General features: G+C 44.5%; 23 protein-coding genes. 14 read left to right on the forward strand and 9 right to left on the reverse strand.

Translation table 11 applies throughout. The annotated features are described in order from the left end of the window. Window positions 1-91: 91 nt before the first annotated feature. Window positions 92-2224 carry an ATP-binding protein gene (locus BGP15_RS17465; RefSeq protein WP_286770273.1) on the forward strand — a complete coding sequence of 711 codons (2133 nt, stop codon included), beginning with the start codon at window positions 92-94 and terminating at the stop codon, window positions 2222-2224. 158 nt (window positions 2225-2382) lie between these two features. On the opposite strand, the gene BGP15_RS17470 is transcribed toward BGP15_RS17465, so the two are convergent. The 4 genes from BGP15_RS17470 to BGP15_RS17485 all read right to left on the reverse strand — a co-directional run bounded on the left by BGP15_RS17470 (window position 2383) and on the right by BGP15_RS17485 (window position 4937). Beyond that, window positions 2383-3390, reverse strand: a complete 1008-nt coding sequence (locus tag BGP15_RS17470; protein WP_286770274.1) for an NAD-dependent epimerase/dehydratase family protein — start codon at window positions 3388-3390, stop codon at window positions 2383-2385. 63 nt (window positions 3391-3453) lie between these two features. Then, window positions 3454-4029, reverse strand: coding sequence for a Crp/Fnr family transcriptional regulator (locus BGP15_RS17475; RefSeq protein ID WP_286770275.1), 576 nt, complete (start codon window positions 4027-4029; stop codon window positions 3454-3456). 1 nt (window position 4030) lies between these two features. Next, window positions 4031-4336 carry a hypothetical protein gene (locus BGP15_RS17480; protein ID WP_286770276.1) on the reverse strand — a complete coding sequence of 102 codons (306 nt, stop codon included), beginning with the start codon at window positions 4334-4336 and terminating at the stop codon, window positions 4031-4033. Then, window positions 4290-4937 carry a hypothetical protein gene (locus BGP15_RS17485; protein WP_070561216.1) on the reverse strand — a complete coding sequence of 216 codons (648 nt, stop codon included), beginning with the start codon at window positions 4935-4937 and terminating at the stop codon, window positions 4290-4292. The genes BGP15_RS17480 and BGP15_RS17485 overlap by 47 nt, the downstream gene beginning before the upstream one ends. 269 nt (window positions 4938-5206) lie before the next feature. Between BGP15_RS17485 and BGP15_RS17490 the strand changes: the two genes are divergently transcribed. From BGP15_RS17490 to BGP15_RS17525, 8 genes are all read left to right on the forward strand, one after another. Beyond that, window positions 5207-5350 (forward strand): hypothetical protein, encoded by a 144-nt coding sequence (locus tag BGP15_RS17490; RefSeq protein ID WP_286770277.1) that lies wholly within the window; start codon window positions 5207-5209, stop codon window positions 5348-5350. A gap of 189 nt (window positions 5351-5539) precedes the next feature. After that, window positions 5540-5986, forward strand: a complete 447-nt coding sequence (locus tag BGP15_RS17495; protein WP_286770278.1) for an Hsp20/alpha crystallin family protein — start codon at window positions 5540-5542, stop codon at window positions 5984-5986. 76 nt (window positions 5987-6062) lie between these two features. Next, entirely contained in the window at window positions 6063-6353 is a 291-nt protein-coding gene (locus tag BGP15_RS17500) for a hypothetical protein (protein ID WP_286752106.1), read from the forward strand. A 208-nt stretch (window positions 6354-6561) separates the two neighbouring features. Further along, entirely contained in the window at window positions 6562-7416 is an 855-nt protein-coding gene (locus BGP15_RS17505; RefSeq protein ID WP_286770279.1) for a COG1470 family protein, read from the forward strand. 21 nt (window positions 7417-7437) lie between these two features. After that, window positions 7438-8439, forward strand: coding sequence for an ABC transporter ATP-binding protein (locus tag BGP15_RS17510; RefSeq protein WP_286770280.1), 1002 nt, complete (start codon window positions 7438-7440; stop codon window positions 8437-8439). Next, a complete protein-coding gene (locus tag BGP15_RS17515) occupies window positions 8402-9394 on the forward strand; it encodes an ABC transporter permease (protein WP_286770281.1) in 993 nt (330 codons plus the stop codon). The genes BGP15_RS17510 and BGP15_RS17515 overlap by 38 nt, the downstream gene beginning before the upstream one ends. Before the next feature lie 322 nt (window positions 9395-9716). Next, a complete protein-coding gene (locus BGP15_RS17520) occupies window positions 9717-11135 on the forward strand; it encodes an SDR family oxidoreductase (protein WP_286770282.1) in 1419 nt (472 codons plus the stop codon). Window positions 11136-11152: 17 nt separating this feature from the next. Next, window positions 11153-11761, forward strand: a complete 609-nt coding sequence (locus tag BGP15_RS17525; protein WP_286770283.1) for a flavin reductase family protein — start codon at window positions 11153-11155, stop codon at window positions 11759-11761. Between the two features lie 132 nt (window positions 11762-11893). Here the strand turns inward: BGP15_RS17525 and BGP15_RS17530 are convergent, their stop codons facing one another. The 5 genes from BGP15_RS17530 to BGP15_RS17550 form a co-directional block, all read right to left on the reverse strand. Next, window positions 11894-12814, reverse strand: coding sequence for a helix-turn-helix domain-containing protein (locus BGP15_RS17530; RefSeq protein WP_070561169.1), 921 nt, complete (start codon window positions 12812-12814; stop codon window positions 11894-11896). 58 nt (window positions 12815-12872) lie between these two features. Beyond that, window positions 12873-13649: an SDR family NAD(P)-dependent oxidoreductase gene (locus BGP15_RS17535; protein WP_286770284.1), complete on the reverse strand. Its 777-nt coding sequence runs from the start codon at window positions 13647-13649 to the stop codon at window positions 12873-12875. 103 nt (window positions 13650-13752) lie between these two features. Next, window positions 13753-14985, reverse strand: a complete 1233-nt coding sequence (locus BGP15_RS17540) for a TCR/Tet family MFS transporter (protein WP_286770285.1) — start codon at window positions 14983-14985, stop codon at window positions 13753-13755. A gap of 86 nt (window positions 14986-15071) precedes the next feature. After that, complete coding sequence (locus BGP15_RS17545) at window positions 15072-15965, reverse strand: helix-turn-helix domain-containing protein (protein ID WP_286770286.1); 894 nt, start codon at window positions 15963-15965, stop codon at window positions 15072-15074. 115 nt (window positions 15966-16080) lie between these two features. Further along, the gene (locus tag BGP15_RS17550; RefSeq protein WP_115049072.1) at window positions 16081-16341 is read right to left on the reverse strand and encodes a hypothetical protein; all 261 of its coding nucleotides are present in this window, start codon (window positions 16339-16341) and stop codon (window positions 16081-16083) included. A 183-nt stretch (window positions 16342-16524) separates the two neighbouring features. Between BGP15_RS17550 and BGP15_RS17555 the strand changes: the two genes are divergently transcribed. From BGP15_RS17555 to BGP15_RS17575, 5 genes are all read left to right on the forward strand, one after another. Then, window positions 16525-18501 (forward strand): ATP-binding protein, encoded by a 1977-nt coding sequence (locus BGP15_RS17555; protein ID WP_286770287.1) that lies wholly within the window; start codon window positions 16525-16527, stop codon window positions 18499-18501. A gap of 185 nt (window positions 18502-18686) precedes the next feature. Then, complete coding sequence (locus BGP15_RS17560) at window positions 18687-19490, forward strand: SDR family oxidoreductase (protein ID WP_286770288.1); 804 nt, start codon at window positions 18687-18689, stop codon at window positions 19488-19490. Window positions 19491-19552: 62 nt separating this feature from the next. Next, window positions 19553-20464, forward strand: coding sequence for a helix-turn-helix domain-containing protein (locus BGP15_RS17565; protein WP_286770289.1), 912 nt, complete (start codon window positions 19553-19555; stop codon window positions 20462-20464). 183 nt (window positions 20465-20647) lie between these two features. Beyond that, window positions 20648-21709, forward strand: coding sequence for a fatty acid desaturase family protein (locus BGP15_RS17570; RefSeq protein ID WP_286770290.1), 1062 nt, complete (start codon window positions 20648-20650; stop codon window positions 21707-21709). Window positions 21710-21777: 68 nt separating this feature from the next. Beyond that, a complete protein-coding gene (locus BGP15_RS17575; RefSeq protein WP_286770291.1) occupies window positions 21778-23262 on the forward strand; it encodes a DHA2 family efflux MFS transporter permease subunit in 1485 nt (494 codons plus the stop codon). Window positions 23263-23274: the final 12 nt, after the last annotated feature.

Genomic DNA, 23274 nt, shown 5'->3' on the forward strand with positions numbered 1-23274 from the left:
TTTTTTTTATTTTATAAGGAAAAATTATTGCATTGCAATAGCAATTTCGCCGAGATTGGGTTATCTTTACTTCAAAGATTGATCGGGCCATATGATAGAAAATGCATTCAACGAAGCTGCTGTAAACCGTAGGGAAATGGATCGACTAGCGGCATTACAGCGCTACGATATTATTGATAGTCCTTCCGAACGCATTTTTGATGGTCTACTGCAACTAGCTGCACAGGTTTTTCAGGTGCCAGCGCTGTTGCTCACCTTTGTCGGTGCAGATCATATCTTTATTAAATCCAGCCTGGGCATCGACCAGGCTGAGCCTATCAACCGTGCGAATAGCCTTTTTTCCAGTACCATTGAACATCAGCAGGTGATGGTGATTGAAGATCTGCTACACGAAAAAGCCTGGACAGGCGATCGCACTTGGATCGACAGCCATGCTCTTCGCTTCTATGCCGGTGCTCCGCTAGTGACAGCCGATGGATTTCTGATCGGCACATTCAGCATTGCCGACCATCAGCCGCGCGAGTTTAGCGAAGCCGAACGGGACAAGCTGGCCTCCTTTGCCCAAACAGCTATGGATCAGGTCGCTTTGCGCCAATCAGCACTAGCGAAGATCGAAGAGGTTGCCGCCGTCAATACCCATCTGGCCAATATGCAGCAGCGGCTGCTCGATCTCAACAGCGAGCTTGAAGCTGCCAATGCGCAGCTTACCCAGACCAATAGCATGCTTTTCAAATCGTACGATGTGACCCTGCTGCTCAACAAAAACCTCAAGAAGAACGAGCAGCGCTTGAAATCCTTTATCACCAAAGCCCCTATTGCCTTTGCCATTCTAACGGGCCGCGAAATGAAGATCGAGGTCGCCAACGATAAGGTACTCCATATATGGGGTAAAACCGATGCCGTGGTAGGCTCGCCGCTGGCAAAGGCCTTGCCCGAGCTCGAAGGCCAGCCTTATTTTGATCTGCTCGACAACGTGTTCACAAGTGGACAAGCCTATATCGGTGATACGGCTCCAGTGGAATTAGAAGAGGATGGAATAGTAAGCACCCATTATTTTGATTTTATTTACGAACCGGTCAAAGGCGAAGACGGAAAAACAGAATCCATTATTGTGATCGCCAACGAGGTGACCGAGCGTATCCGGCAGAACAACCATCTGGAAGGGCTCAACCAGGAGCTGGAAATGGCCCTCAAAGCCGGCGAACTGGGCACCTATCACCTGGATATTCAAAACTGGAAAAACCAGGCTTCAGCTACCTGTAAAGGCCATTTTGGCCTACCGCCAAATGAGACCTTTGAATTTGACGACTTCATTCAGGCGATTATCCCCGAACACCGCGATATGGTGCAGCAAAAAGTGGAGGAAGCCATTGCCAAAAAGATTACCTATCAGGCCGAATATATGACCCGCTGGCCAGATGGTTCGCTCCATTGGATCAATTCCTCGGGACTGACCCACTATGATGCCGAAGGCACCCCAATCGATCTGATCGGGGTAACGGTGGATGTAACCACTCGCAAAAATTACGAGGCGCAAAAAGAAGATTTTCTGAGTATCGCCAGCCACGAGCTCAAAACCCCCATTACCAGCCTTCGGGGGACAATACAGATGCTGGAGATGCTGAAAGACAAATCGGCAGATGCCACCATCGGCAAACTTATTGACATGTCGGGCGCCAGCATCAAAAAAATAACCGCACTCGTAGATGACCTGTTGAATATGCACCGCATCAGCCTAGGGCAGCTCGAACTGAATACCACAACTTTTGCAGCAGCCAAGATGATCCGCTCCTGCTTTCGCGACATCAATATGATTGGCAAGCACCAGCTCAACCTGGAGGGCAACATCGAGGCCAGGCTCCATGCTGATGAACAGCGCATCGAACAGGTGGTCTCCAACCTGATCAACAATGCCATCAAATATGCACCGGCTTCGCATACCATTGACGTGCGGATCGAGCAGCTTCCCCGATCTGTTAAGATCCATGTAAGGGATTATGGCGAAGGCATTCCAGCCGAGCTACAGCAGCAGATTTTCGAGCGTTATTACAGGGTCTATCCCGATGGCAAGAAATATTCCGGCCTCGGACTGGGGCTGTATATCTCGGCAGAAATTGTCAAGCGCCATGGTGGTGAGATCGGTGTAGACAGCAGTCCCGGCCAAGGCAGCAATTTTTGGTTTACCATACCGCATGCCGAACCGCATCCTGATGAAAGCCTTTAAATAAAGGTGCGAGTCTAGGTTTTATCCAAATTTAAGCAATTCGATATCACATCGGATATGCGTTTGCTTCGGCTTAAAACAAAGTCTAAGCCGCTTTAAACCATTCGATGCTCCGCCTGATAAGCCTGTACATCAAGCGTCCTTGGTCTCGGCCACCTTTAAACCAGGCGATGTTCCATCAGATAAGCCAATGCCTCACGTACCGCCTCTTCGCCGCTTTTGGGATTAAAGCCCAGTTCGGTGCGTGCTTTGCTGATATCAAAATCCTGCTGCAGCCCCGAAAACATCGCAATATCTTTGCGGGTAATCGTTGGCGCCGCACCTTTCAACCGTCCTGCGAGCTCCATAACTCCTGCGACTCCGTAAAGCAACATCTTGGGAACGGCTGCTGGAATCTTGAGCCCTAATTCGGGATATAGTTTCTGTGCCAATTTGGTCGTATCAGTTATCGTCATACACTTTTCATTGGCCAAAATATAACGTTCGCCTGCTTTTCCGTGGAGGGCGGCGAGGTAGCAGCCCTCGGCGACATCTTTGACGTCCACCCAATTGAGGGCGATGCCGGTATCGACAGGAATCTGCTTGGTCAGAATAAGGCGGAGCACATCGTAGGAAACGTTGAGGGGCAGGGAGCTTTCGCTGCCAATCATGGCACCTGGCATGACCGACACCAGTTCGATGCCCATTTCGGCTGCCAGTTTAAAAGCCAGCTTTTCGCCATCGTTTTTGGAATTGTAATAGGCATCCCGCCGGTCGGGGTTGTAACCATTGCTCTCCTTTGTGGGCGTATGCGTGTAATCCAACGCAGCAATGGAGCTTACATAGATGATTTTTTTGACGCCTGCCTCTGCGGCGGCTTCGATGGTATTGCGGGTACCCTGCATATTCACGTCGTAGATTTCCTTTTGCGGATCGCGGGCCCATAGCTTAAAAGCCGCCCCCACGGCATAGAACGTATCCACGCCCTGGAGCGCCCTGACAAAAGAGGCCTTATCGGTGATATCTGCCGCTACGAGTTCGCAAGGCAAGTTTTTCAATGCAGCGTTGTTATCGAGATTTCGCACAGAAGCGCGTACCTGAAAACCCTTTGTGAGCAGCAGTCTGACCAGGTTATTTCCCAGGTGCCCATTTGCACCCGACACCAATACCAGTGTTTTTGTTGTCATGTGTTTGATTTTAAATGATAGCACAAAGTTCTGCTTTGGCCATTCAAAACCAGTTCACAAATGTTACCTAATGATCTGTTTGCGGATTCGGCTCAAACTTTTGGGGTTCATACCGAGGAAAGATGCGATATATTGCATGGGTACATTGTGCAGCAACTCCGGCTGCTCGGCCATGAGTTTGAGATAACGTTTTTCAGCCGTAAGCGTGGCTAGCTCTTTCGATCTCTTCTCATTGTAACTCAAAGCTTGCTGAAACACATACATGCTAAAATCTTTAAAAGCAGGCGATTGCACCATAAGCAGATTGAGGTTTGCCTTACTGATGCGTAGCAGTTCGCAGTCGGTGATACTTTCCAGATTTTCTTCGGTGCAAGTCTGGTTGCTGAAATTTTGGTAAGAGCAGATAAATCCCGGCGGGCAGTTGATATGTGTCGTCAGTTCATCGCCTTTATCATTGTAATGGAACAGACGAACAAAGCCCGACACCACAAAATAGAGGTAAGCCGGTACCTTTCCCTCCTCTTCAATGAGCTGATGCTTAGCATAGCGCACAGGCTCCATATACGTTTTGAGCAGCTCAATCTCGGATTCCGATAGCTGGCTGTGTTGTTTGATCAGCTGAATAAACTTTACGTGCATTTTATCTGTTTTTATCGTCTCCCAATCCTTTCATACGTACACCTGCCATTTCCTGTGCTTGAGTGTAGCATCGCTGGGTATCGCCCATTAACCAAACAAATATACTAAAAACGATTAATATACTAATAAAATTAGTAAATAAATCCTGCATCAGGACTTTTATGCCCGGTATTCCTTGCTGGCGAAAGCCAAAAATTACAGCAAGCTTGGCACAATAAAGAGCAATAAACGGACATGAACGATAAGCGGCCCAGCGATCATTAATTGCGCGCGGGATACGTTGGCGCGGGATAGTCCCTGTCGACATGCATCTGATTGATCAAAACTTCGTTGATCAGGTGACGCATGCGCTTATCATTGACGGCTATTTTTACAATTTTGTGGTTGTAATAGGAATCGGTTTCAAATTCGCTTTCGATTTTCTCGGCGAATGCAGGCGATAGCGATTTGTAGTGCAGGGCAATTTCGGTTTCCTTTTCGGCCACTTTTTTTACGATCAAGGTCCAGAGTACCCCATACTCCGGAGCAAAAAAGATCTTTCTCGGCGGCGGCACTTTCAATTTTTTATTCTTTAAGGTATACGTATACAGCAGATGAATACTTGGTTTGGAAACATCTTTCGCTGCTGCCGCGACCAGTTTATTATAGTCTTTTTCGTTATCCACAACCGTCTCAATACTTATTCCCTGCTCCTCAATTTCAAAGCTGGCCGTGGAATCTGTGCTTTCGAGGGCTGTGATTTTCATTTTGCTGTCCACAAACTGGCCGGCCATATTCGGAAGAGATTCTTTTACACGTTCAAAGCTTGCCGCTAAACGGAGCGGAACCAATTTAGTTGTCACCGTCTGGGCACGCAGACTACCTGCTGCGGCTATAAAAAGAAGTATTATACACAAATATTTTCTCATTATGATTGTTTTTAAGATGTCATTGAGCGATAACGATCGTTCAATTTTCCTCGAATTTACTGATTTTATAGCGGCTATATTCTTCCATCTAATATCCGACAGCAATCATTTACAATTCGTTGTATTTTCAAGCATTTCCGACAGCAATTGGCCTAAAAATGTCTTAACGGCAGCCATACCCCCTCACATACCAGGCCACGGTCATTAACTTGGTCCGGTTGGTCTTTCAATCGCTTTAGCGTCCAGACTGGCTTGTTCAGGAATGGTCAATGTCGCCTCCATCAAACGCTAGGCACCTCGGCTTGTTGCCGCTACGTCAATTGATCAGCCCCTTTACCGGCAAAATGCACGACAGCACATCCAGTTTAAAGGTCAAGATTGAGAAAGACAAGGTTGAGTTGGATATCATTTGAAAAAAATTAAAGTTAGCACTATGCTGTCGAAGATTCTACTATTGCTGTCAATTTTTCATGTAAAATCTGACAGTTTTCGTGAAAAAAAATCAGTTTTTTGAACTCGGTATCTTTTTTGTGCAATTTTTAATACAGTCGGCCGGCTGACAATTATAGATTATTGTTATACTTCATTAAAAGGAGGTTACTATGAAACTTGCAAAAAGAAACTGGAACAATTTTTCACTTTTTTCGCCCATGTTTGATAATTTTAACCGTGAGCTTTTAAACTGGGACAACAAAAACTATTCATCAACAAGTACCACTGTTCCTGCAGTCAACATTAAGGAAAACGGAGACACTTTCGAAGTGGAGGTCGCTGCCCCCGGTATGGCCAAAGACGATTTCAAGGTCACACTCGACGGCAATCTCCTGACCATATCTTCGGCTAAGCAGGAAGAAAACGAGGAACATAAAGACAACTATACACGCCGTGAGTTTAGCTACCAATCTTTTCAGCGCAGCTTCGAACTTCAAAAGGAGGTTGTCGATCAGGACAATATCCGGGCGCGCTATGAAAATGGCATGCTCCGATTGACAATACCAAAGAAAGAAGAAGCCAAACAGAAAGAACCGCGGATGATCGAAATATCCTAAAGATCCAGCTAGCAGCAATAACCTGGTTAGCCTCCCCTGGAGGCTAACCTATTTTTCAGTCTTTAATCCCCGGACTATGAAAACGTCGAATTACTATATTGAAATACAGATGTACTGCCACGGACGTTACATCACGATCGCCAGTTTTGACAAAAACAGCTGTGAAAAGATTATTCATGAACTATTTGATGAACTGCTCGGTGAGCACGAAACCTCCGATAGCAGACGGCTGCGCATCAATCTTCTGCTGAACGACACCGCAATTCCGAAGACGCAGTTGCGGTCCATACACTGTACACTGGATGAATTGGCCGAGAATACCAAGATGATCATCAAGAAGACCTTCCGCTCAATCAACTTTGACTGATGTCAGCCTGCAACGACATTTACCGTCAACTACCAGCTTTTAGACCGTTTAAACACATTTTTTTTACATTATTTTTTTTATTTCAATCTTGATTTTTATCAAATTGATTTTTAATTTGGGCACGGTTTTCAAAAAGGCACCTGTTGCCCAAACCAACATTTTTTAAAAGCTAATATTCTATTTAAATATAAATTTTAGTTATTGGATCATGTTAACAGAATTACTAATTACAAACACAGAACGACGTTTTTCTTTCAGGCCATTTTTTATCGCACTTGTTGTGCTGGCCAACAGTTTCAATCTATCGGGGCAAACCGCAAAGCCCCTTAAATCCGGTTTCGAAGCGAGGCTCGTCAATATTGAAGCACCCAGCAACGAACCTTTTCGTTATACAACGACCCTGACCAATGGATCCGCCCAATTGGTTAACTACAATCTGAATGCCCAGCTGCCTGATGGATGGCAGATCAGCTACCGCGTAGAAGGGTCGCAGGTGACTTCCCTGCAGATGCAACCCAATAAAGCCCAGGAAATCAGCATTGAAATCAGCTGTCCGATCACGGCCAAGCCCGATAAATATAAAATTCCGGTACGGGCGATCTCCCCGACCGACACCTTAAAGCTTGATCTCGAAGCAGTCGTTAAAGGCTCCTATGCCCTTGAATTGACCACCCCCAGCGGGCGGCTGAGCGACGAAGTCGTATCCGGCAGCAGCAAGGAAATTCTACTTAAAGTCAAAAACACGGGCACCCTGCCACTCAATGCTTTGGAACTGACTTCCCAATTACCCAGCAGATGGGAAGCAAGCTTCGAACCCTCGAACATCAAACAGCTCGAAGCAGGTAAATCTATCGACGTCAAAGTCAACCTCAAAGTTCCCGACAAAACCATCGCCGGTGACTATGCGGCAAAATTTGAGATCAAGTCATCCAATAGCAACGCCGACATTTCATTCCGTATGATTGTGAAGACTTCTTTGCTTTCTGGCTGGATCGGCATGCTGGTCATCGTTTTGGCCATTGGTTTGGTGTATTTTCTCATCCGCAAATACGGCCGCAGATAAGGGCGCAACAAAAAGATTATCATGATGAAGGATCCTATCATTCAATTGACAGGACTAACAAAACGCTATGGCAAAGTAACCGCCGTAGACCAGTTGGACCTGCACATTTATCCCGGAGAGATCTTTGGTCTGCTCGGCCCCAATGGCGCCGGAAAGACCACCAGCATTCTCATGATGCTGGGGCTGACCGAACCCACAGCCGGCACAGCCTATGTCTGCGGACATAATGCCACGCGCAATCCGATCGCGGTGAAACGCAAAGTCGGCTACCTGCCTGACAATGTAGGCTTCTACCCGGATATGACCGCGCTGGAAAACCTAAGCTTTATTGCCCGGTTAAATGGACTAACAGAATCCCATGCCCAAGCTGCTGCAAAAGACATGTTACATGTCGTGGGACTCGAACGGGAAATGCATAAAAAAACTGGCGCGTTTTCCCGTGGGATGAAACAACGGCTAGGTTTGGCTGAAGTACTGATCAAGGCTCCCGAGGTCGCCATCCTTGATGAGCCAACACTGGGTATTGATCCCAAAGGTGTTGACGAATTCCTCGAACTCATCAAACAGCTCAGCAGAGAACACAACCTTACTGTACTGCTTTCTTCACATCACCTCCACCAGGTGCAGCGTGTATGCGATCGGGTGGGTATTTTTGTTGGTGGAAAGCTGCTGGTCGAAGGATCTATCGAAAGCCTATCCCAAAATTTACAGCAACAGAAAGGCATCAGCACAGTCATTACCCTTGAGCATGCCCAGGGCGATATCAAACGCTTTGAAGAAGTATTAAAGGATCTATCTGGACTCCGTGATCTTAGGGTCAACGGATCCACGATCGAGCTAATGACCGACAGCGATACAACAGCAATGGCTGTGCGCCTGCTGGTAAACAATGGCGCCGATATTGTAGCGGTGAACCGCAACGACTACCAGCTCGATGATATTTATAATACCTATTTTGAGAATAGCATAACAACAGATACTGTCTATGAAAAATCCAACGGTTTCTTCAAAAGATATCAATAAGCGGCCAGCCATACCGATGCAGGTGCTGGTCCGCAAAGAAATTGCGTCACATATCCGGAGCTGGCGCTTTATTATCCTGATCCTGCTCATCGTGCTGACCTTCGGCGCCTCCCTCTACGTATCATCCATGGGGCTCAAAGATGCTGTCAGCAATATGCGCGATCCCGATCAGTCGTTTTTATATTTAAAGCTACTGACCATAACGGATAATTCCATTCCGCCATTTCATGTTTTTTTAAACTTTTTAGCACCCTTGTTGGGAATAGCCTTGGGTTTCGATGCCGTCAACGCGGAATATAACCAAGGGACACTCACCCGTTTGCTGGCGCAGCCAATTTACCGTGACAATCTCCTGTTTGCCAAGTTTCTGGCGCCGCTGGCCGTGGTAGGTACGTTATTTGTTGCGCTGGTCATGCTGATGATCGGTGGCGGTCTCCTGGGCACTGGTGTACGGATAGAACCGCAGGAATTGGTACGTATTTTGGGTTTCACCCTGATCAGTGTGCTGTATGTTGCCTTCTGGCTGAGCCTTTCCATCCTGCTGTCGATCCGTTTTCGCCAGCCGGCCACCTCAGCACTTACCGCAATCGGCATCTGGTTGTTTTTTACGGTATTTTTCCCTATCCTGGTCAACCTGGCAATACGTCCCTTTTTGCCCAATCCCAATTATATTTCTGAGCAGGAATATATTGGCTATAACGAACTCATCTTAAATTTACTTCGCTTATCACCGAGCCAGCTCTACACTGATGCAACCACCACCCTATTGATGCCTTCGGTACGCAGCCTGGGTCCCATTTCGATGGAACAGATGGTCGGTGCCATCCCTTCGCCACTCTCCTTTCGGGAAAGTTTTCTCATGGTATGGCCCCAGATCAGTGGACTCAGCGCAGCCATGATGATCTGTTTTGCCTGGTCTTATTACATTTTTATGCGGCGGGAAATCAGAAGTTAAGAACCTCAACCAAAGCAGCTTATCAAAACTGTATCCATAAACTGTAAGGCGCACCCTCCCGTGCGCCTTTTTTTATTTCCTTTCAGCCCTTCCGTCCGGTCATTAATTTGTTCTCTCTGAAGAAGTCAAAGAGCAACAGGGGCGTTCACACGATAATAGAAAGGCGACATCAAGTCAAAGAACCACAGTGTCGCGCACAGGTTAATTGAAAAGACGATAGGAAGGTGATAGAATAATAATATACCAAATAAAAACAAATTAGCTCCATTTTTGGTATATTTGTATATAATAAAATGAACAGCTGCACTTAAGAAATCAGGCTATGAAAATTCTCTTGACCGGTGTTACCGGGTATATCGGAAAACGTCTTCTGCCAGTGCTGCTGGAGCAGGGACATGAAGTGATCTGCTGTGTACGAGATAAGAATCGTTTTGACACCTCGGCCATCCCGGCAGCTGTTGAAGTTATCGAAGTTGACTTCTTAGATCAGGAGACCCTGAAAAATATTCCGGCTGAAATTGATATCGCTTATTTCCTGATCCATTCAATGGCTACGCAATCCGGTGATTTCCAGCAGATGGAAGCCCAATGTGCGACCAACTTCCGGAACTTTATTGAAAAAACCAACGCGCAGCAGATCATTTATCTGAGCGGAATAGTTAATTCGGATCACTTATCGAAGCATCTCGACTCAAGAAGGAACGTTGAAAACATCCTGGCAAGCGGCCGCATTCCGATCACCACGCTGCGCGCCGGTATCATCGTTGGCTCGGGGAGCGCATCTTTCGAGATCATCCGCGACCTTGTGGAAAAACTTCCCCTAATGATTACACCCAGATGGCTGAAAACGAAATGTCAGCCCATTGCCATACGCAATGTGATCGAATTTATGATTGGGGTCATCGCCAGACCGCAGACTTTTAACAAAAGCTATGACATCGGCGGTCCCGACATCCTCAGCTATAAAGAAATGCTGCTGCAATATGCTGCGGAACGGAAACTCAGCCGGCATATCATTGTGATCCCGCTCATGACGCCGCGGCTCTCCTCCTACTGGCTCTATTTTGTGACTTCGACGTCCTATAACCTGGCCAAAAACTTGGTCGACAGCATGAAAGTGGAAGTGGTCTGTCAACCAAATCATCTAGCCGAAGAACTCGGCATCCAGCTGATCAGCTACCGTGCATCCATCCGCTTAGCTTTTCAAAAAATTGAAAGCGACAACGTGGTGTCCAGCTGGAAAGACGCACAGACCAGTAAAATTTTATCAGGCGGGCTTACCCGGCTGCTGGAAGTGCCCAGCTATGGCTGCTTTAAGGATGTCCGTACAACCTCACTTCCCGACAGTGAAGCGTCATTGACCAAAATCTGGTCCATTGGCGGCAATTCGGGCTGGTATTATGGCAACTGGCTCTGGAAAATCCGGGGCTTCATGGATCAACTGGTCGGCGGAGTAGGCATGCGTCGGGGACGCAAAAATAAAAGTGACCTCGCAGCCGGCGATGCACTTGATTTTTGGCGCGTGCTGATCGCAGATCGAAAAACGAAAAGACTGCTGCTCTATGCGGAGATGAAACTCCCCGGAGAAGCATGGCTAGAATTTAAAATCGAAGATAATATCCTGGTCCAGACCGCGACCTTCAGACCGCTAGGCATCGCCGGAAGGCTCTATTGGTATGCCGTATGGCCTTTTCACGGCTTCATATTTAAGGGCATGATCAACAGGATCGCTAACACTTAAAAAAGTATTCATACACTATGATTTATAATGAACAGGCCATTGCGGCATTTGAAAGAAGATACAGAGCTAATTTTATCAACTCGCTGGGCGGCTTTAAAAGTCTGGTATTGATCGGTACAAAAAACAGAGACGGCAATGAAAATCTGGCCACTTTCAGCAGTTTGTTCCACCTGGGCGCAGATCCGGCACTCTGCGGTATCATACTCCGGCCGGCAACAGATTTTAGCAGCACACTGGAGAATATATTGGATCAGGGGTGTTATACGGTCAATCATGTCTCCCCTGCATTTGTACATCAGGCGCATCAATGCAGTGCCAAATACCCAAAAGGTGTTAGCGAATTTGAACAGGTTGGACTTACCCCTGAATATCTGGAAAATATTCCGGCGCCTTTTGTCCAAGAAAGTAAAATAAAATTCGCCTGCAATTTTGTTCAGAAAACAGCCATTGAGCTGAATGGCACGACATTGGTCATTGGTCAGATCAAGGCTGTTTTGGTACCGGACAACTATTTAAAAGAGGATGGCTATATTGATATCGAAGAAGCCGGGACCGTTACCACAAGCGGTCTAGATAGTTATCATACCACAAGCCGCATCGAAAGGTTACCTTATGCAAAGCCTTAGGTAACCTTGGGCTAGAATTTCCATTAGAGCGAAAAAGATTATCCGACTTTTATGAAGGCTTTACTCCGCCGAACGGAAGATAATGCGATCCAACGTGGATTAATGTGCATACAACTATCCCGTCAAATTCATTCAATTAAACATGCCCCTAAATTCCAGTGGCGTTTGAGCAGTTTTCTTCTTGAAAAGTTTGCTGAAACTTTGGGCATGCTCAAACCCCAGTTCATAAGCGATTTCGTTTACCGTAAGTTGTGTTGTTGATAATTTCTCTTTGGCTTTTTCAATAAGTTTATTGTGGATAAACTGCTGGGTATTCTGACCAATGAGCGCACGTAGCATGTCGCTTAAATAACCTGCAGAGAGATTCAACTGTTCCGAAAGAAAATGTACAGTTGGAACACCTCGAACAACCGAATTATCATTGTTCAGATAATCATCTAACAGCGCCTCTGCCTTCTGTAAAATATCATTGTTTACATTTTTCCGAGTAATGAACTGTCGCTTGTAAAATCGGTTGACATAACTCAGCATTAACTCAATCTGGGAAATAATGACTTCTTGGCTAAATTCGTCTATCCGATTGTCCAGTTCATTTTTCATGATGTTCAAGATAGCTATCATCGTTTCTCTTTCCTGATCAGATAAATGTAACGCTTCATTCACAGAATAGGTAAAATAGCCGTACTTTCTAATTTTATGTGCTAAGGGAGAACCCAGGAAAAAGTCAGGATGAATCAGCAGCAGATAGGCATAGGTATCCTTATTATATTCTGTGCTACCCACCAATTGATTGGGTGCAAAGAAAAGCATACTTCCTTCATTAAAATCATAATAACCCCTACCGTACTTGAGTTTTCCGCTATTTTTTGTTATAAACGTTATTTTGTAGAAACTGAGGACATCATAGATTGGAGCCATATCGGTATTGAATGGGTTGTCCTGATTAAAATGAACCAGACTAATCAAGGGATGCTGTGGTTTTGGCAGGCCAAAAGCTTCATGACTCTCTGATATGGATATAAAGCGCCTTAACTTACCGTCTTTCTTTTTCATAGTATAAATTTATAAAAAAACCTGTAACGCATGATTACAGGTCTTTGAATCGGTGATTCTACCAGGGAACTTGACCGCCTTGTTCTGTTCGGTAAGTAGCCGGTCCCGTAAAGCTCCCATTAGGAATATCTTCTGCGAGCGCAACGCGTATCGGCTCAAGTGCCCCTTCTTCCACCGTATCCGTCCCTTCAAAGTTATTCAGGGCTGTAGCTGTAAAACCCGGACTTACCAGATTTACCTTAACATTTGTATTTTCCAACTCATTTGCAAGAGAGAGGAAAACTCCATTCAACGCTGTTTTGGAAGCCCCATATACCGCATCAAATCCACTACGAAAGGTATTGTCCTGATCGGCATTCAGCGTTAGTGAACCTAGGGAACTTGAAACCGTTACGATCCTTGATTGTTTCGCATTCCGCAGTAAGGGTAACAATGCCTGTGTTATGGCAAGGGTGCCAAATACATTGGTTTCCCAGACCTGACGCATTTCATCTATTGATGCAACGCTTGCTTTCTGGGCACTAAGAATTTCCCACATGGTGCGACCGGGAGTTCCAGTGTTTGAAATCGCCGCATTATTGACCAGCAAAGTAAGGTACCCAAAATCGTTTTCAATTTTACTTACTGCATTCTTGATTGAGTTGGTGTCGGTAATATCCAGCTGAATAGCCTGCGTATTAAATCCTATCCGGTTGGCGGCATCCTCCCCTTTTTGTAAATTTCGCGATCCAACAAACACATCATATCCATGTTCAGCAAGAGCTTTGGCTATCTGAAAACCAACACCTGTATTGGCGCCCGTAACAAGGGCTACTTTTATTTCATTTGTCTGCATGTCTAATTATTTTAAATTTATTAGGACAAAGTTCACCATCTACAAATGGTCAATTGTAGTCGAATTGAGGAAATTTCTAACCAAATTAAGGGTAGATGCAAATTCAGCTATGACGCAAGTGATGGTTTGCTTTTTTTGACGTATAATAGATGATCATGGCGCTTAGCATCATCAACATAGAGGCCAACAAGAACGGAGCACCTGAAAACTTAAACGGTGCTTTATCATGTGTAAAGTAGTAAAAAAGATTAGTCATCATAGGCGGCCCAACGACGGAAGTTGCACTTACCAGACTTGTTAATGCACCCTGAAGCTCACCCTGTTGATTCGAGGGGATACTTTTGCTGATCATCGACTGAAGTGAAGGCCCGCAGATGCCACCCAATGAATAAGGAATAAGAAACAGCATCATCATCCAGCCTTCCGCTGCAAAAGAAAACAGGAATAAACCCAGTGCATAAAACATCAAACCATAATAGATACTTTTTTGCTCCCCTAATTTTGGCGTGGTCCATCTGATCAAAACACCCTGGACTAATCCAAGTAAAAGCCCCAGTACACCTAACGATATACCTACGATTCTTTCCGACCAATCAAATTTATACATGGTAAAGAAATGCCAGTTACTTTGTACGGCCTGGAGTCCGATATAGACCAAAATTAATGCAATTACTAAACTTGAAATTTTTGGATGTTTTGCCAGCAATTTTAGCGATCCGATCGGATTTGCGCGTCGCCACTCAAATGGGCGTCTTTTGGTTTCGTCCAAACTTTCGGGAAGAATGAAATAACCATAGATGAAGTTCAATAGACAGAGAACCGATGCAACATAAAAAGGAATTCGCGCACCATAGTGCCCCAGCAAGCCTCCCAGTATCGGCCCTATGATAAATCCCAGACCAAATGCGGCACCTATTAAACCAAAATTCTTCGTTCTGGTTTCATCCGTAGATACATCGGCAATATACGAACTTGCTGTTGATATACTGGCTCCAGTGAGGCCAGCTAGGATGCGTCCGACAAATAGCCAACCAATAGAGGGAGCCAATGCAAGGAAGAGATAGTCCAATCCAAACCCCAGGAGCGAAATTAACAGGATCGGACGTCTTCCGTATCTGTCACTGAGATTGCCGACCATCGGTGCACATATGAACTGGGTGAAAGCATAGGCAAAACCCAACCAACCACCATATTTCGCCGCTTCAGTGATGTCACTATGGATAAGTTCACCGACAAGTTTAGGTACAACGGGAAGTATAATTCCCCAACCTGTAATATCAATTAGCAGCGTGATAAATATAAAACCAACGGCTGCTTTTTTCGCTGTTTTTTTCATGGTATAAAAATAGACAGCGTCAAAAAAGTAGGCATTGACACCTTAATGGGATTTACGTGCAATTTTTAAGGTTATTTGTCGATTACCTATGGAAGTTTGGCTATGTTCTTTTGATTCCGATAGGATGTTGGAGATACCCCACTGATTCTTTTAAAATACCGACAGAAGATGCTGGTCTCGCCAAAGTTTAATGCATTGCTGATTTCTTTGATCGATAGGTTGGTCGATTTAAGGAGCGTCTTAGCTTCCAAGATCAATATATGGTCAATCCATTGCGCTACCGATCTACCCGTTTTTTCCTTCAGGAAAGTGGAAAGATACTGTGGTGTTAAATGCAATTTCTCCGCGTAAAAATTAACGTTTCTGTGTTCTTTGGTGTGTTTTAAAATTAATTGATAGAAATCATCGATAATCTCGTGTGTGCGGCTTTTTGGTAAACTCTTGGAATTGGGCAGTTCTGAATACAATTCGGAGATCATATTGATCATTACCATGACCAGATGTCTAAGCATTTCGGCTTTATTCGGGCTTGGCTTTTTATTGTAAAATCCTTTTATCAAAGTTATCAGTTCATTTTGCAATCTACCTTCGCCCTCTTGAAGCCTAACTACAGGTTGCCAGCGTAGCTGATCATTCATTACAAATTCACGCAACATTGGAAATGCGGACATAAAATCTAGCGAGATTCCAATGGTGACAATTTCTGCGTCGTCACTAAGGTATTTTGTATCCATTAATAACTGCGGTGGTAAAACAGCTATATCACCGGCCTTTATTTCGTAATCCAGGAAATGGATCTGCATTTTCATAGCTCCTTTTAGCATGAAACCAAGTAACAATCCGTCAAATAACCGACTATGCTCGGTATACCCCGCACTTGATCCGGCCAATTGATGGAATACAACGATACCGTCTGTCTTTTTTGAAGGATCAATAGAATATAATTGATAAACGTTATCGAGTGTTATAAATAAAGCCATGTACAAATATTAAAAAATATTTTTTGTGATCCGTATTTTGAGCGACACAAATCAGAGGCAGATGACAACACGAAATTAGGTAGAAGGGGCTCCCCTAAAAGGAAGACAATTTGTACTAAAGCCGATATCGAAGGGATAAATTGCGCCAAATCTCTGTCGCAAAATGCTGATCTGAATGCCTGTTTTCAAAAAACCAGTGGTCACCTCTTTTTACCAGATTTTGCTCAATTCCATCGAGCAGAATGGGCAATTCCGTATCGAGCTTTGATAAAGACTTTTTCAACAACACCAGCTGATAATCCTGTCCTTTATATGTTAAACGGAACACCTGTGAACGATGTGGTTCCCCGCTTATCCCGTCAATTGTGCCTTGCATAAATATAGATCCTCTAAAATTTTTAAAATAAGCAATTACGCCAATACGAATATCCCAAAAAGTATGTTAATCGAGCACTAACCAAGCTCCTATTTCATACTTTTTTTATAACGAATTACAACAAATAATCATGCCAAAAGATAGCTATTCTTTTATAAAAATGTATTCTTTATCTTTGGGCTAATGGACATCAATAATAAATTTGGCAGTGCCGCTTTTGGCGAGGACCACATCTTACAGGCGCTGAGCAGTTCTCCCGAGCCAACATCAATCTATACGGGGACAGAGATGACCATTCAGTTTGCCAATGCGGGCATGCTTTCCCTATGGGGCAAAGATGCTTCCGTTATTGGTAAAGCGCTGATCAGTGCTATTCCCGAACTGGAAGACCAGCCGTTCTTAGCTATTCTGCAAGAGGTTTGGCGAACAGGCAAATCCTATTCCGTTACCGAGGCACCAGCCAGACTCATCAAGAATGGTGTTCCGGTGACTGATTATTTCGATTATGAATATAGAGCCCTATTAGACCAAAACAATAAAACCTGGTGTATTTTAAACACTGCCCGCAACGTTACTTTAAGAAGGCAGCATCAGCAACAAATACAGGAAAAAGAAAAAAATGAACAAGGTTTTATGGAGGAAATGGCGGCAACGCTAGAAGAATTGACCGCTACAAACGATGAACTCAACAGTTCCTTACAACTTCTGGCAGAAAGCCGTGAGCAAGTGCGGACAATTATTGAGCAGGCACCCGTCGGCATAGCGATGCTTAAGGGACCGGAGTTAATCATTGACATAGCCAATCCGACCATATTAAAAATCTGGGGACATCAATTAGCGGATGTGCAGGGTCTGCCCCACGAAATTGCAAGACCCGAGCTACAAGGCCAGCCCATGAGCCAATGGCTCCGGGAAGCGTATGAAAAAGGCGAACGGAAAACAAACAATGAACTTTCCATACTGCTGCATCATAAGGACGGCCTGCGGGAGGCTATTGTAAACTCCATCTATCAACCTATTTTTTCAGCTGATAACGACGTTACGGGCATTCTGATCATCCTGGAAGAAATTACGGACCAAGTCCTTGAACGGCGGAAAAGTGAAAAGGACCAACAAATGCTGTCCATGGCTATTGAAGCCGGCGAGCTTGCAACATTCTATTACGAGCCCAAAAATAATCTGTTCTCCGGAAACGCCCTGTTAAAATCATGGTTTGGTTTGGCCGATGAGGAGCAGCTGGATCTCTCGGCAGCTATTGCTTCCATTGCAGATCAGGATCAGGAACGTGTAAAGGCTGCTATAACTGATGCACTTAGCCAGGAGTCAGATGGCAATTACTTTATTGAATACCGTATCCTCCATCCACAAGATCCCAAAGGCAGACTCGTGCAGGCACGCGGTAAAGTGTTTTATGATGCCAAGGGAAACGCTGCCAGCCTCAATGGTACTTTAAGGGATATTACCGAACAGAAAGCTGAGGAACAGCGGAAAAATGATTTTATAAGCATCGTTAGCCATGAATTGAAGACACCGCTGACCTCCATAAATGCTTATCTTCAATTGATGCAGCGTCAAGCATCCCTTACAACGGATACCAATTACCAGGACATTACGATGAAATCTCTTCGGCAGGTCCGCAATATGAAGAGCTTAATCAATGGATTCTTGAATATCTCGCGGTTCGACTCCGGGAGAATGATGATAGAAAGAGAAGTGTTTGATCTAAAGGAATTATTTGCTGAACTTGAAGATGAATTTAAATTGAGGATAAACACGCATCAAATTGTCGCTGACCTGACGCAAAGTTTATCCATTGATGCTGACCCGAACAAGATTTCGCAGGTAGTCCAAAACCTGGTGGAAAATGCAGCCAAATATTCGCCGATAGGAACCCAGATTACATTTGGTTATTCGTCCAAGGCAAATAACGTTATCGAAATTTTTGTCAGCGACCAAGGTATGGGCATTGCCGAAGAAGACCGGGATCAGATATTCGATCGATTTTACAGGGCAGGAAAAGATAGGGTCGGAACAATCTCGGGATTTGGCATAGGACTGTATCTCTGCCGTGAAATTGTAGAACTGCATAACGGGCAGATCGCTTTAGAGAGCAACTCGGCCGGAGGAACCACATTTAAGGTACGGCTTCCTGTCCAGTAATCCCCACCTTGAGTTCGTCAATGGCATGCAGCAAGAGCTGATCACTCCTGTTGAGCCTTTCCAAAACTTCGGTAGAATCATGCATGATAGCCAGGCGTCATTTTGGCTACAATCAAGCTCAATTTGGCAACAGGTACCCTATGCTTTCTTTAGACATTTGTGTTATGGAATCAAACAATAACACGATGCAAAAGACAATTTTCATAACAGGAGCTTCTTCCGGATTGGGAAAAGCAACTGCCAAACTATTCCAACAAGCGGGTTGGAATGTGATCGCAACCATGCGAAATCCCGAAAATGAAACCGAACTTACCGAGATCGAAAACATAACGCTCTTAAAATTAGATGTAACCGATCCCGTCCAAATCAAAGAAACTGTCGAAAAAGCCATCTCTTTAAGCAACATTGATGTCGTTTTCAATAATGCAGGTTATGGGTTAATGGGTGCCTTTGAAAGCTTGAGCGACGAAAAAATACTTCGTCAAATCAACACCAATCTATTGGGCGTACTGCGCGTTACACAAGCCTTTATCCCTTATTTTAGAGCGAAGAAAGGTGGTTTATTTATTTCGACGACATCCATTGGCGGCTTTATGGGATTCCCGCTACATTCCATGTATCATGCGACAAAATTCGCTTTGGAGGGCTGGAGCGAAAGCATGTCCTTTGAATTGAAGAAATTTGGAATCGCCATTAAAACAGTTGCTCCGGGCGGAATAGCGACAGATTTTGCAGGTCGCTCTTTGGATATGAACCGAACTTCCGATTATCAGGACATTGAAGACAAACTGTTCGAACAAATGGGTCTGATGATGCAAAATGCATCCACGGCAGAGCAGATTGCCGAGGTGGTGTATGAAGCTGCAACGGACCATAAAGATCAAGTACGCTATCTGGCAGGCGACGACGCACATGCACTCTATGAAAGACGACTACAAATCGGAAAAGAAGCGTTCAGGCAAGAAATCGCAAAACAATTTGGCGCCTGATTTTTTAAATAAGCAACTGCCGCTAAGGCAGTTGTTTTTTGTAAATTTGTATAACAAAAACGATGCATAGTATCAATTCCATATCCGAATTTCACCGGCACTTGTCCTTGCCGGCCCCGTTACACCCACTCATCAGTGTAATTGATGTCGCTGGAATAAAACCCGCTGAAAGCGACATCTGGGAGCAGTTCTGCGTGAATTTCTATAGTATTTCGCTTAAAAAAGACGTTACTGCAACATTAAAGTACGGCCAGCACTATTATGATTTCGACAAAGGAACGATGAATTTCATCGCGCCCAAGCAGATCCAATCGTTAACGATTGCTGAAATCAGAAAGATGAATGCCGAATGCGGAAAAGGTTATATGCTGCTATTTCACCATGATTTTTTGTATACACATCCCCTAGCCAGCAAAATAAAAAACTACAATTTCTTTTCGTATGCGCTTAATGAAGCATTACATCTCTCCGAACGCGAAGAAAAAGACATTATAGAAATTTTCCTTAAAATCGAACAGGAATATCAGCATATCGACAAACATACCCAAGGTATTATTCTGTCGCAAATTGACATGCTCTTACAATACAGCAACCGGTTCTATGAGCGTCAATTCATTACCCGGAAAGCCGTTAACCACGCATTGCTAACTCAATTGGAAAAATTGCTGGATGATTATTTCGACAGCGAGGAAACCTTAAAACAAGGGCTTCCAACGGTAGAGTATTTAGCAGAAAACCTCCATGTATCAGCACGTTATTTAAGCGATTTATTACGTTCCGTTACCGGTAAAAACACACAGCAGCACATCCACGACAAGTTAATTGATGAAGCCAAGGAAATACTCACGGCGACAAGCCTTTCCGTGGCAGAGATCGCCTATAAACTCGGTTTTGAACATCCACAATCGTTCAACAAATTGTTTAAGAAAAAAACCAATGTTTCACCTTTAGCATTCAGGCAATCGTTTAATTGACAGAACAGTATAAAATAAATTTTAGTGTTAATCCCGCTGACCTGTTCTCCGATAAATTGACCTTTAACGATCTTTAACTTTACGATCGCGATATTTCAAATTTTATAGCGTATATTTACATTGTTCTATCGCTCAAGATCGAACGTAATAAAAATTAAGAATATTTCTCGAGTAAAAACCCCAATGTCCCAGTCAGTAAAATTCAGCAATGTCAATACATTGTTCTCTAAAGCGTTAAAACAAAAAATCAATAACTATTTTCAAAATTCACTTCAGCCAAGAACCGGAAATCGTAAGATCTATCTGAAAGCCTCTATCCTCCTGATCAGCTTTGCGGTATTGTATCTCCTTCTGGTATTCGCACCTTTGCATTGGAGTATCTCGATAGCATTATGTATCATTTTCGGAGCTAACCTCGCTGCGATTGGTTTTAACATTATGCACGATGCTGGGCACAACTCTTTTTCAGATAATAAAAACCTGAACACTGTGCTCTCCTACTCGCTCAATCTACTGGGCGGCAATATCTACTTTTGGAAACTCAAACATAATATTGCACACCATACCTATACAAATATCGATGGCGAAGATCACGATATCGAAGTCAAGTTTATGCGTATACACCACGATCAGAAACTTCGGAAACACCATCGCTATCAGCGTTTTTATTTTCCGCTGCTCTATGGAATCTCCTATTTAGCGTGGATCTTTTATCAGGATTATGAGAAATATTTCCGTGGACGCATGGGACATAAAACTGAGCAATTTCATTTTCCGGTCAAAGAGCGTATTATTTTTTGGGTCAGTAAGCTAATTCACTTCAGCTTATTTGTCATTATTCCGATCATTTTCGTCGGGTGGCTGCCCACACTTATCGGTTTGCTGATTTCTGGTACTGTGTGTGGTATGAGTCTGGCCACAGTATTCCAGCTGGCCCATGTGGTGGAAGAAACCGAATTCAAAACCATTGACCAGTCAAAGGTCGAAGAAGAATGGATGATTCATCAGATTCAGTCCACCGCAAATTTTGCTACGGGCAGCAAGGTACTTACCTGGTTGCTTGGCGGTCTCAATTTTCAGGTTGAACATCACCTTTTTCCAAAGATCAGCCATGTGCATTATCCTGCGCTCAATAGGATTGTGAAGCAGACCTGCAAGGAATATAAAATACAATACAACGAGTTTCGGAGCTTCTGGACTGCATTTAGATCGCATTTAAAAGTGCTGGAGGCCATGTCAAAATAACCTCGTTATTAGCGAGTCCATTTCTTTTGTCCCTTGCCGATACATGTTGGTCATTTAATTGCCTTTAAATGACTTTTCTTTTTGGCGATAGGCTTACTTTTGTCGCACATGTATCCCGTTCGGGATTGAAGAAGAGCAAAATGAAGAAAGAATCACGCATCATATCGCTCATTGTTGGTGGCACACTATTTATGGAGATGCTCGACACCACAGCGATATCCACGGCCTTACCCAAAATGGCACATGATTTTGAGAGTAATGTGGTACACCTCAGTGCGGGCATTACTTCATACACCGTCATGCTGGCCGTATTTATACCGATCAGTGGCTGGATCGCCGACCGCTACGGCGCAAAAAAAGTGTTCAATACAGCAATTATAGGATTTATACTTTCGTCGATCGCCTGTGGACTGAGTACCAACTTGACATCTTTCGTTATAGCGCGCATCTGCCAGGGTACAGCCGGAGCACTTATGGTTCCAGTTGGTCGTCTCATCGTACTGAAGCATACCGCAAAGAAAGATCTGGTCGATGCGATCGGTTATATTGCCTGGGCGGGATTATTAGGCCCTATTGTTGGTCCTGTACTGGGCGGATTTTTTACGACCTATTTTAGCTGGCACTGGATCTTCTTTATCAACATACCCTTCGGCGTATTTGCGCTGTGGGCCGTGCATACATTTATTCCGGCAATGGAATCTGAAAATAGCCGTCCACTTGATATTATCGGTTTTTTAATCAGCGGGATTGGCCTTGCCGGCATCATGCTGGGCACCGAAATGATCGGCGCTGCCAACGGAGATTATACCAAACCTTTGGTCACTATCCTGGCAAGCTTTGCGCTGATGGCTGTTGCGGTATGGCACTCCAAACGTATCCAGTATCCCTTGATCGATTATAGTATCCTCAAAATAAAAACTTTCCGTGTCACAGTATATTCCGGCTCGATTACCCGTATGGTGATCAATGTTGCTCCTTTTATCCTACCGCTGATGCTACAGCTGGGTTTTGGACTGAGCCCATTTCATGCGGGCCTCCTCTATATGGCCAACATGCTCGGCAGTATGAGTATGAAACCGGTGGCCATTTGGATCACACGGCGGTTTGACTTCCGTAAGGTTTTGATCGGGAACGGTATTATTTTAACAATTTTTACGGCCGGACTTTCCCTGCTCTCCCTGCAAACGCCGATCTGGCTTGTGGCCATCGTATTCTTCTTCTCAGGACTTACACGGTCGCTCCAGTTTACCAGCCTGAATACCTTGGCATACGCAGACGTACCCAATGGACAGCTCAGCAATGCAAATACGCTGTACAATACGGCACAGCAGATGGCACTGGGTATGGGTATCGCCCTGGGAGCGGTAACACTTCACCTAGCAAGCAGCTATTATCAGGATACCGTTTATCAGATGCGGGATTTCAGTTTGGCATTGCAGTTAATTGCTGGCTTATCCCTATTATCCTTAATCGAGTATTTCAAAATTAAGCCAAGTGACGGAGCCAATTTAAGGGGCTTGCCTTCACAAAAAGAAGTGCAGAAAGCCGCCTAGTCCTTTAAATAT

The sequence above is a fragment of the Sphingobacterium sp. 40-24 genome (genome assembly GCF_001899705.1).
Classification (GTDB): domain Bacteria; phylum Bacteroidota; class Bacteroidia; order Sphingobacteriales; family Sphingobacteriaceae; genus Sphingobacterium; species Sphingobacterium multivorum.

Coding starts and splice junctions, on each gene's coding strand:
- BGP15_RS17505 (WP_286770279.1), top strand. CDS start 6,562: ATGTTAACAGAATTACTAATTACAAACACAGAACGACGTTTTTCTTTC.
- BGP15_RS17545 (WP_286770286.1), bottom strand. CDS start 15,965: ATGGCTTTATTTATAACACTCGATAACGTTTATCAATTATATTCTATT.
- BGP15_RS17565 (WP_286770289.1), top strand. CDS start 19,553: ATGCATAGTATCAATTCCATATCCGAATTTCACCGGCACTTGTCCTTG.
- BGP15_RS17550 (WP_115049072.1), bottom strand. CDS start 16,341: ATGCAAGGCACAATTGACGGGATAAGCGGGGAACCACATCGTTCACAG.
- BGP15_RS17515 (WP_286770281.1), top strand. CDS start 8,402: ATGAAAAATCCAACGGTTTCTTCAAAAGATATCAATAAGCGGCCAGCC.
- BGP15_RS17530 (WP_070561169.1), bottom strand. CDS start 12,814: ATGAAAAAGAAAGACGGTAAGTTAAGGCGCTTTATATCCATATCAGAG.
- BGP15_RS17495 (WP_286770278.1), top strand. CDS start 5,540: ATGAAACTTGCAAAAAGAAACTGGAACAATTTTTCACTTTTTTCGCCC.
- BGP15_RS17520 (WP_286770282.1), top strand. CDS start 9,717: ATGAAAATTCTCTTGACCGGTGTTACCGGGTATATCGGAAAACGTCTT.
- BGP15_RS17500 (WP_286752106.1), top strand. CDS start 6,063: ATGAAAACGTCGAATTACTATATTGAAATACAGATGTACTGCCACGGA.
- BGP15_RS17540 (WP_286770285.1), bottom strand. CDS start 14,985: ATGAAAAAAACAGCGAAAAAAGCAGCCGTTGGTTTTATATTTATCACG.
- BGP15_RS17490 (WP_286770277.1), top strand. CDS start 5,207: ATGTCGCCTCCATCAAACGCTAGGCACCTCGGCTTGTTGCCGCTACGT.
- BGP15_RS17465 (WP_286770273.1), top strand. CDS start 92: ATGATAGAAAATGCATTCAACGAAGCTGCTGTAAACCGTAGGGAAATG.
- BGP15_RS17535 (WP_286770284.1), bottom strand. CDS start 13,649: ATGCAGACAAATGAAATAAAAGTAGCCCTTGTTACGGGCGCCAATACA.
- BGP15_RS17485 (WP_070561216.1), bottom strand. CDS start 4,937: ATGAGAAAATATTTGTGTATAATACTTCTTTTTATAGCCGCAGCAGGT.
- BGP15_RS17470 (WP_286770274.1), bottom strand. CDS start 3,390: ATGACAACAAAAACACTGGTATTGGTGTCGGGTGCAAATGGGCACCTG.
- BGP15_RS17575 (WP_286770291.1), top strand. CDS start 21,778: ATGACTTTTCTTTTTGGCGATAGGCTTACTTTTGTCGCACATGTATCC.
- BGP15_RS17525 (WP_286770283.1), top strand. CDS start 11,153: ATGATTTATAATGAACAGGCCATTGCGGCATTTGAAAGAAGATACAGA.
- BGP15_RS17480 (WP_286770276.1), bottom strand. CDS start 4,336: ATGTCGACAGGGACTATCCCGCGCCAACGTATCCCGCGCGCAATTAAT.
- BGP15_RS17570 (WP_286770290.1), top strand. CDS start 20,648: ATGTCCCAGTCAGTAAAATTCAGCAATGTCAATACATTGTTCTCTAAA.
- BGP15_RS17555 (WP_286770287.1), top strand. CDS start 16,525: ATGGACATCAATAATAAATTTGGCAGTGCCGCTTTTGGCGAGGACCAC.
- BGP15_RS17510 (WP_286770280.1), top strand. CDS start 7,438: ATGATGAAGGATCCTATCATTCAATTGACAGGACTAACAAAACGCTAT.
- BGP15_RS17560 (WP_286770288.1), top strand. CDS start 18,687: ATGCAAAAGACAATTTTCATAACAGGAGCTTCTTCCGGATTGGGAAAA.
- BGP15_RS17475 (WP_286770275.1), bottom strand. CDS start 4,029: ATGCACGTAAAGTTTATTCAGCTGATCAAACAACACAGCCAGCTATCG.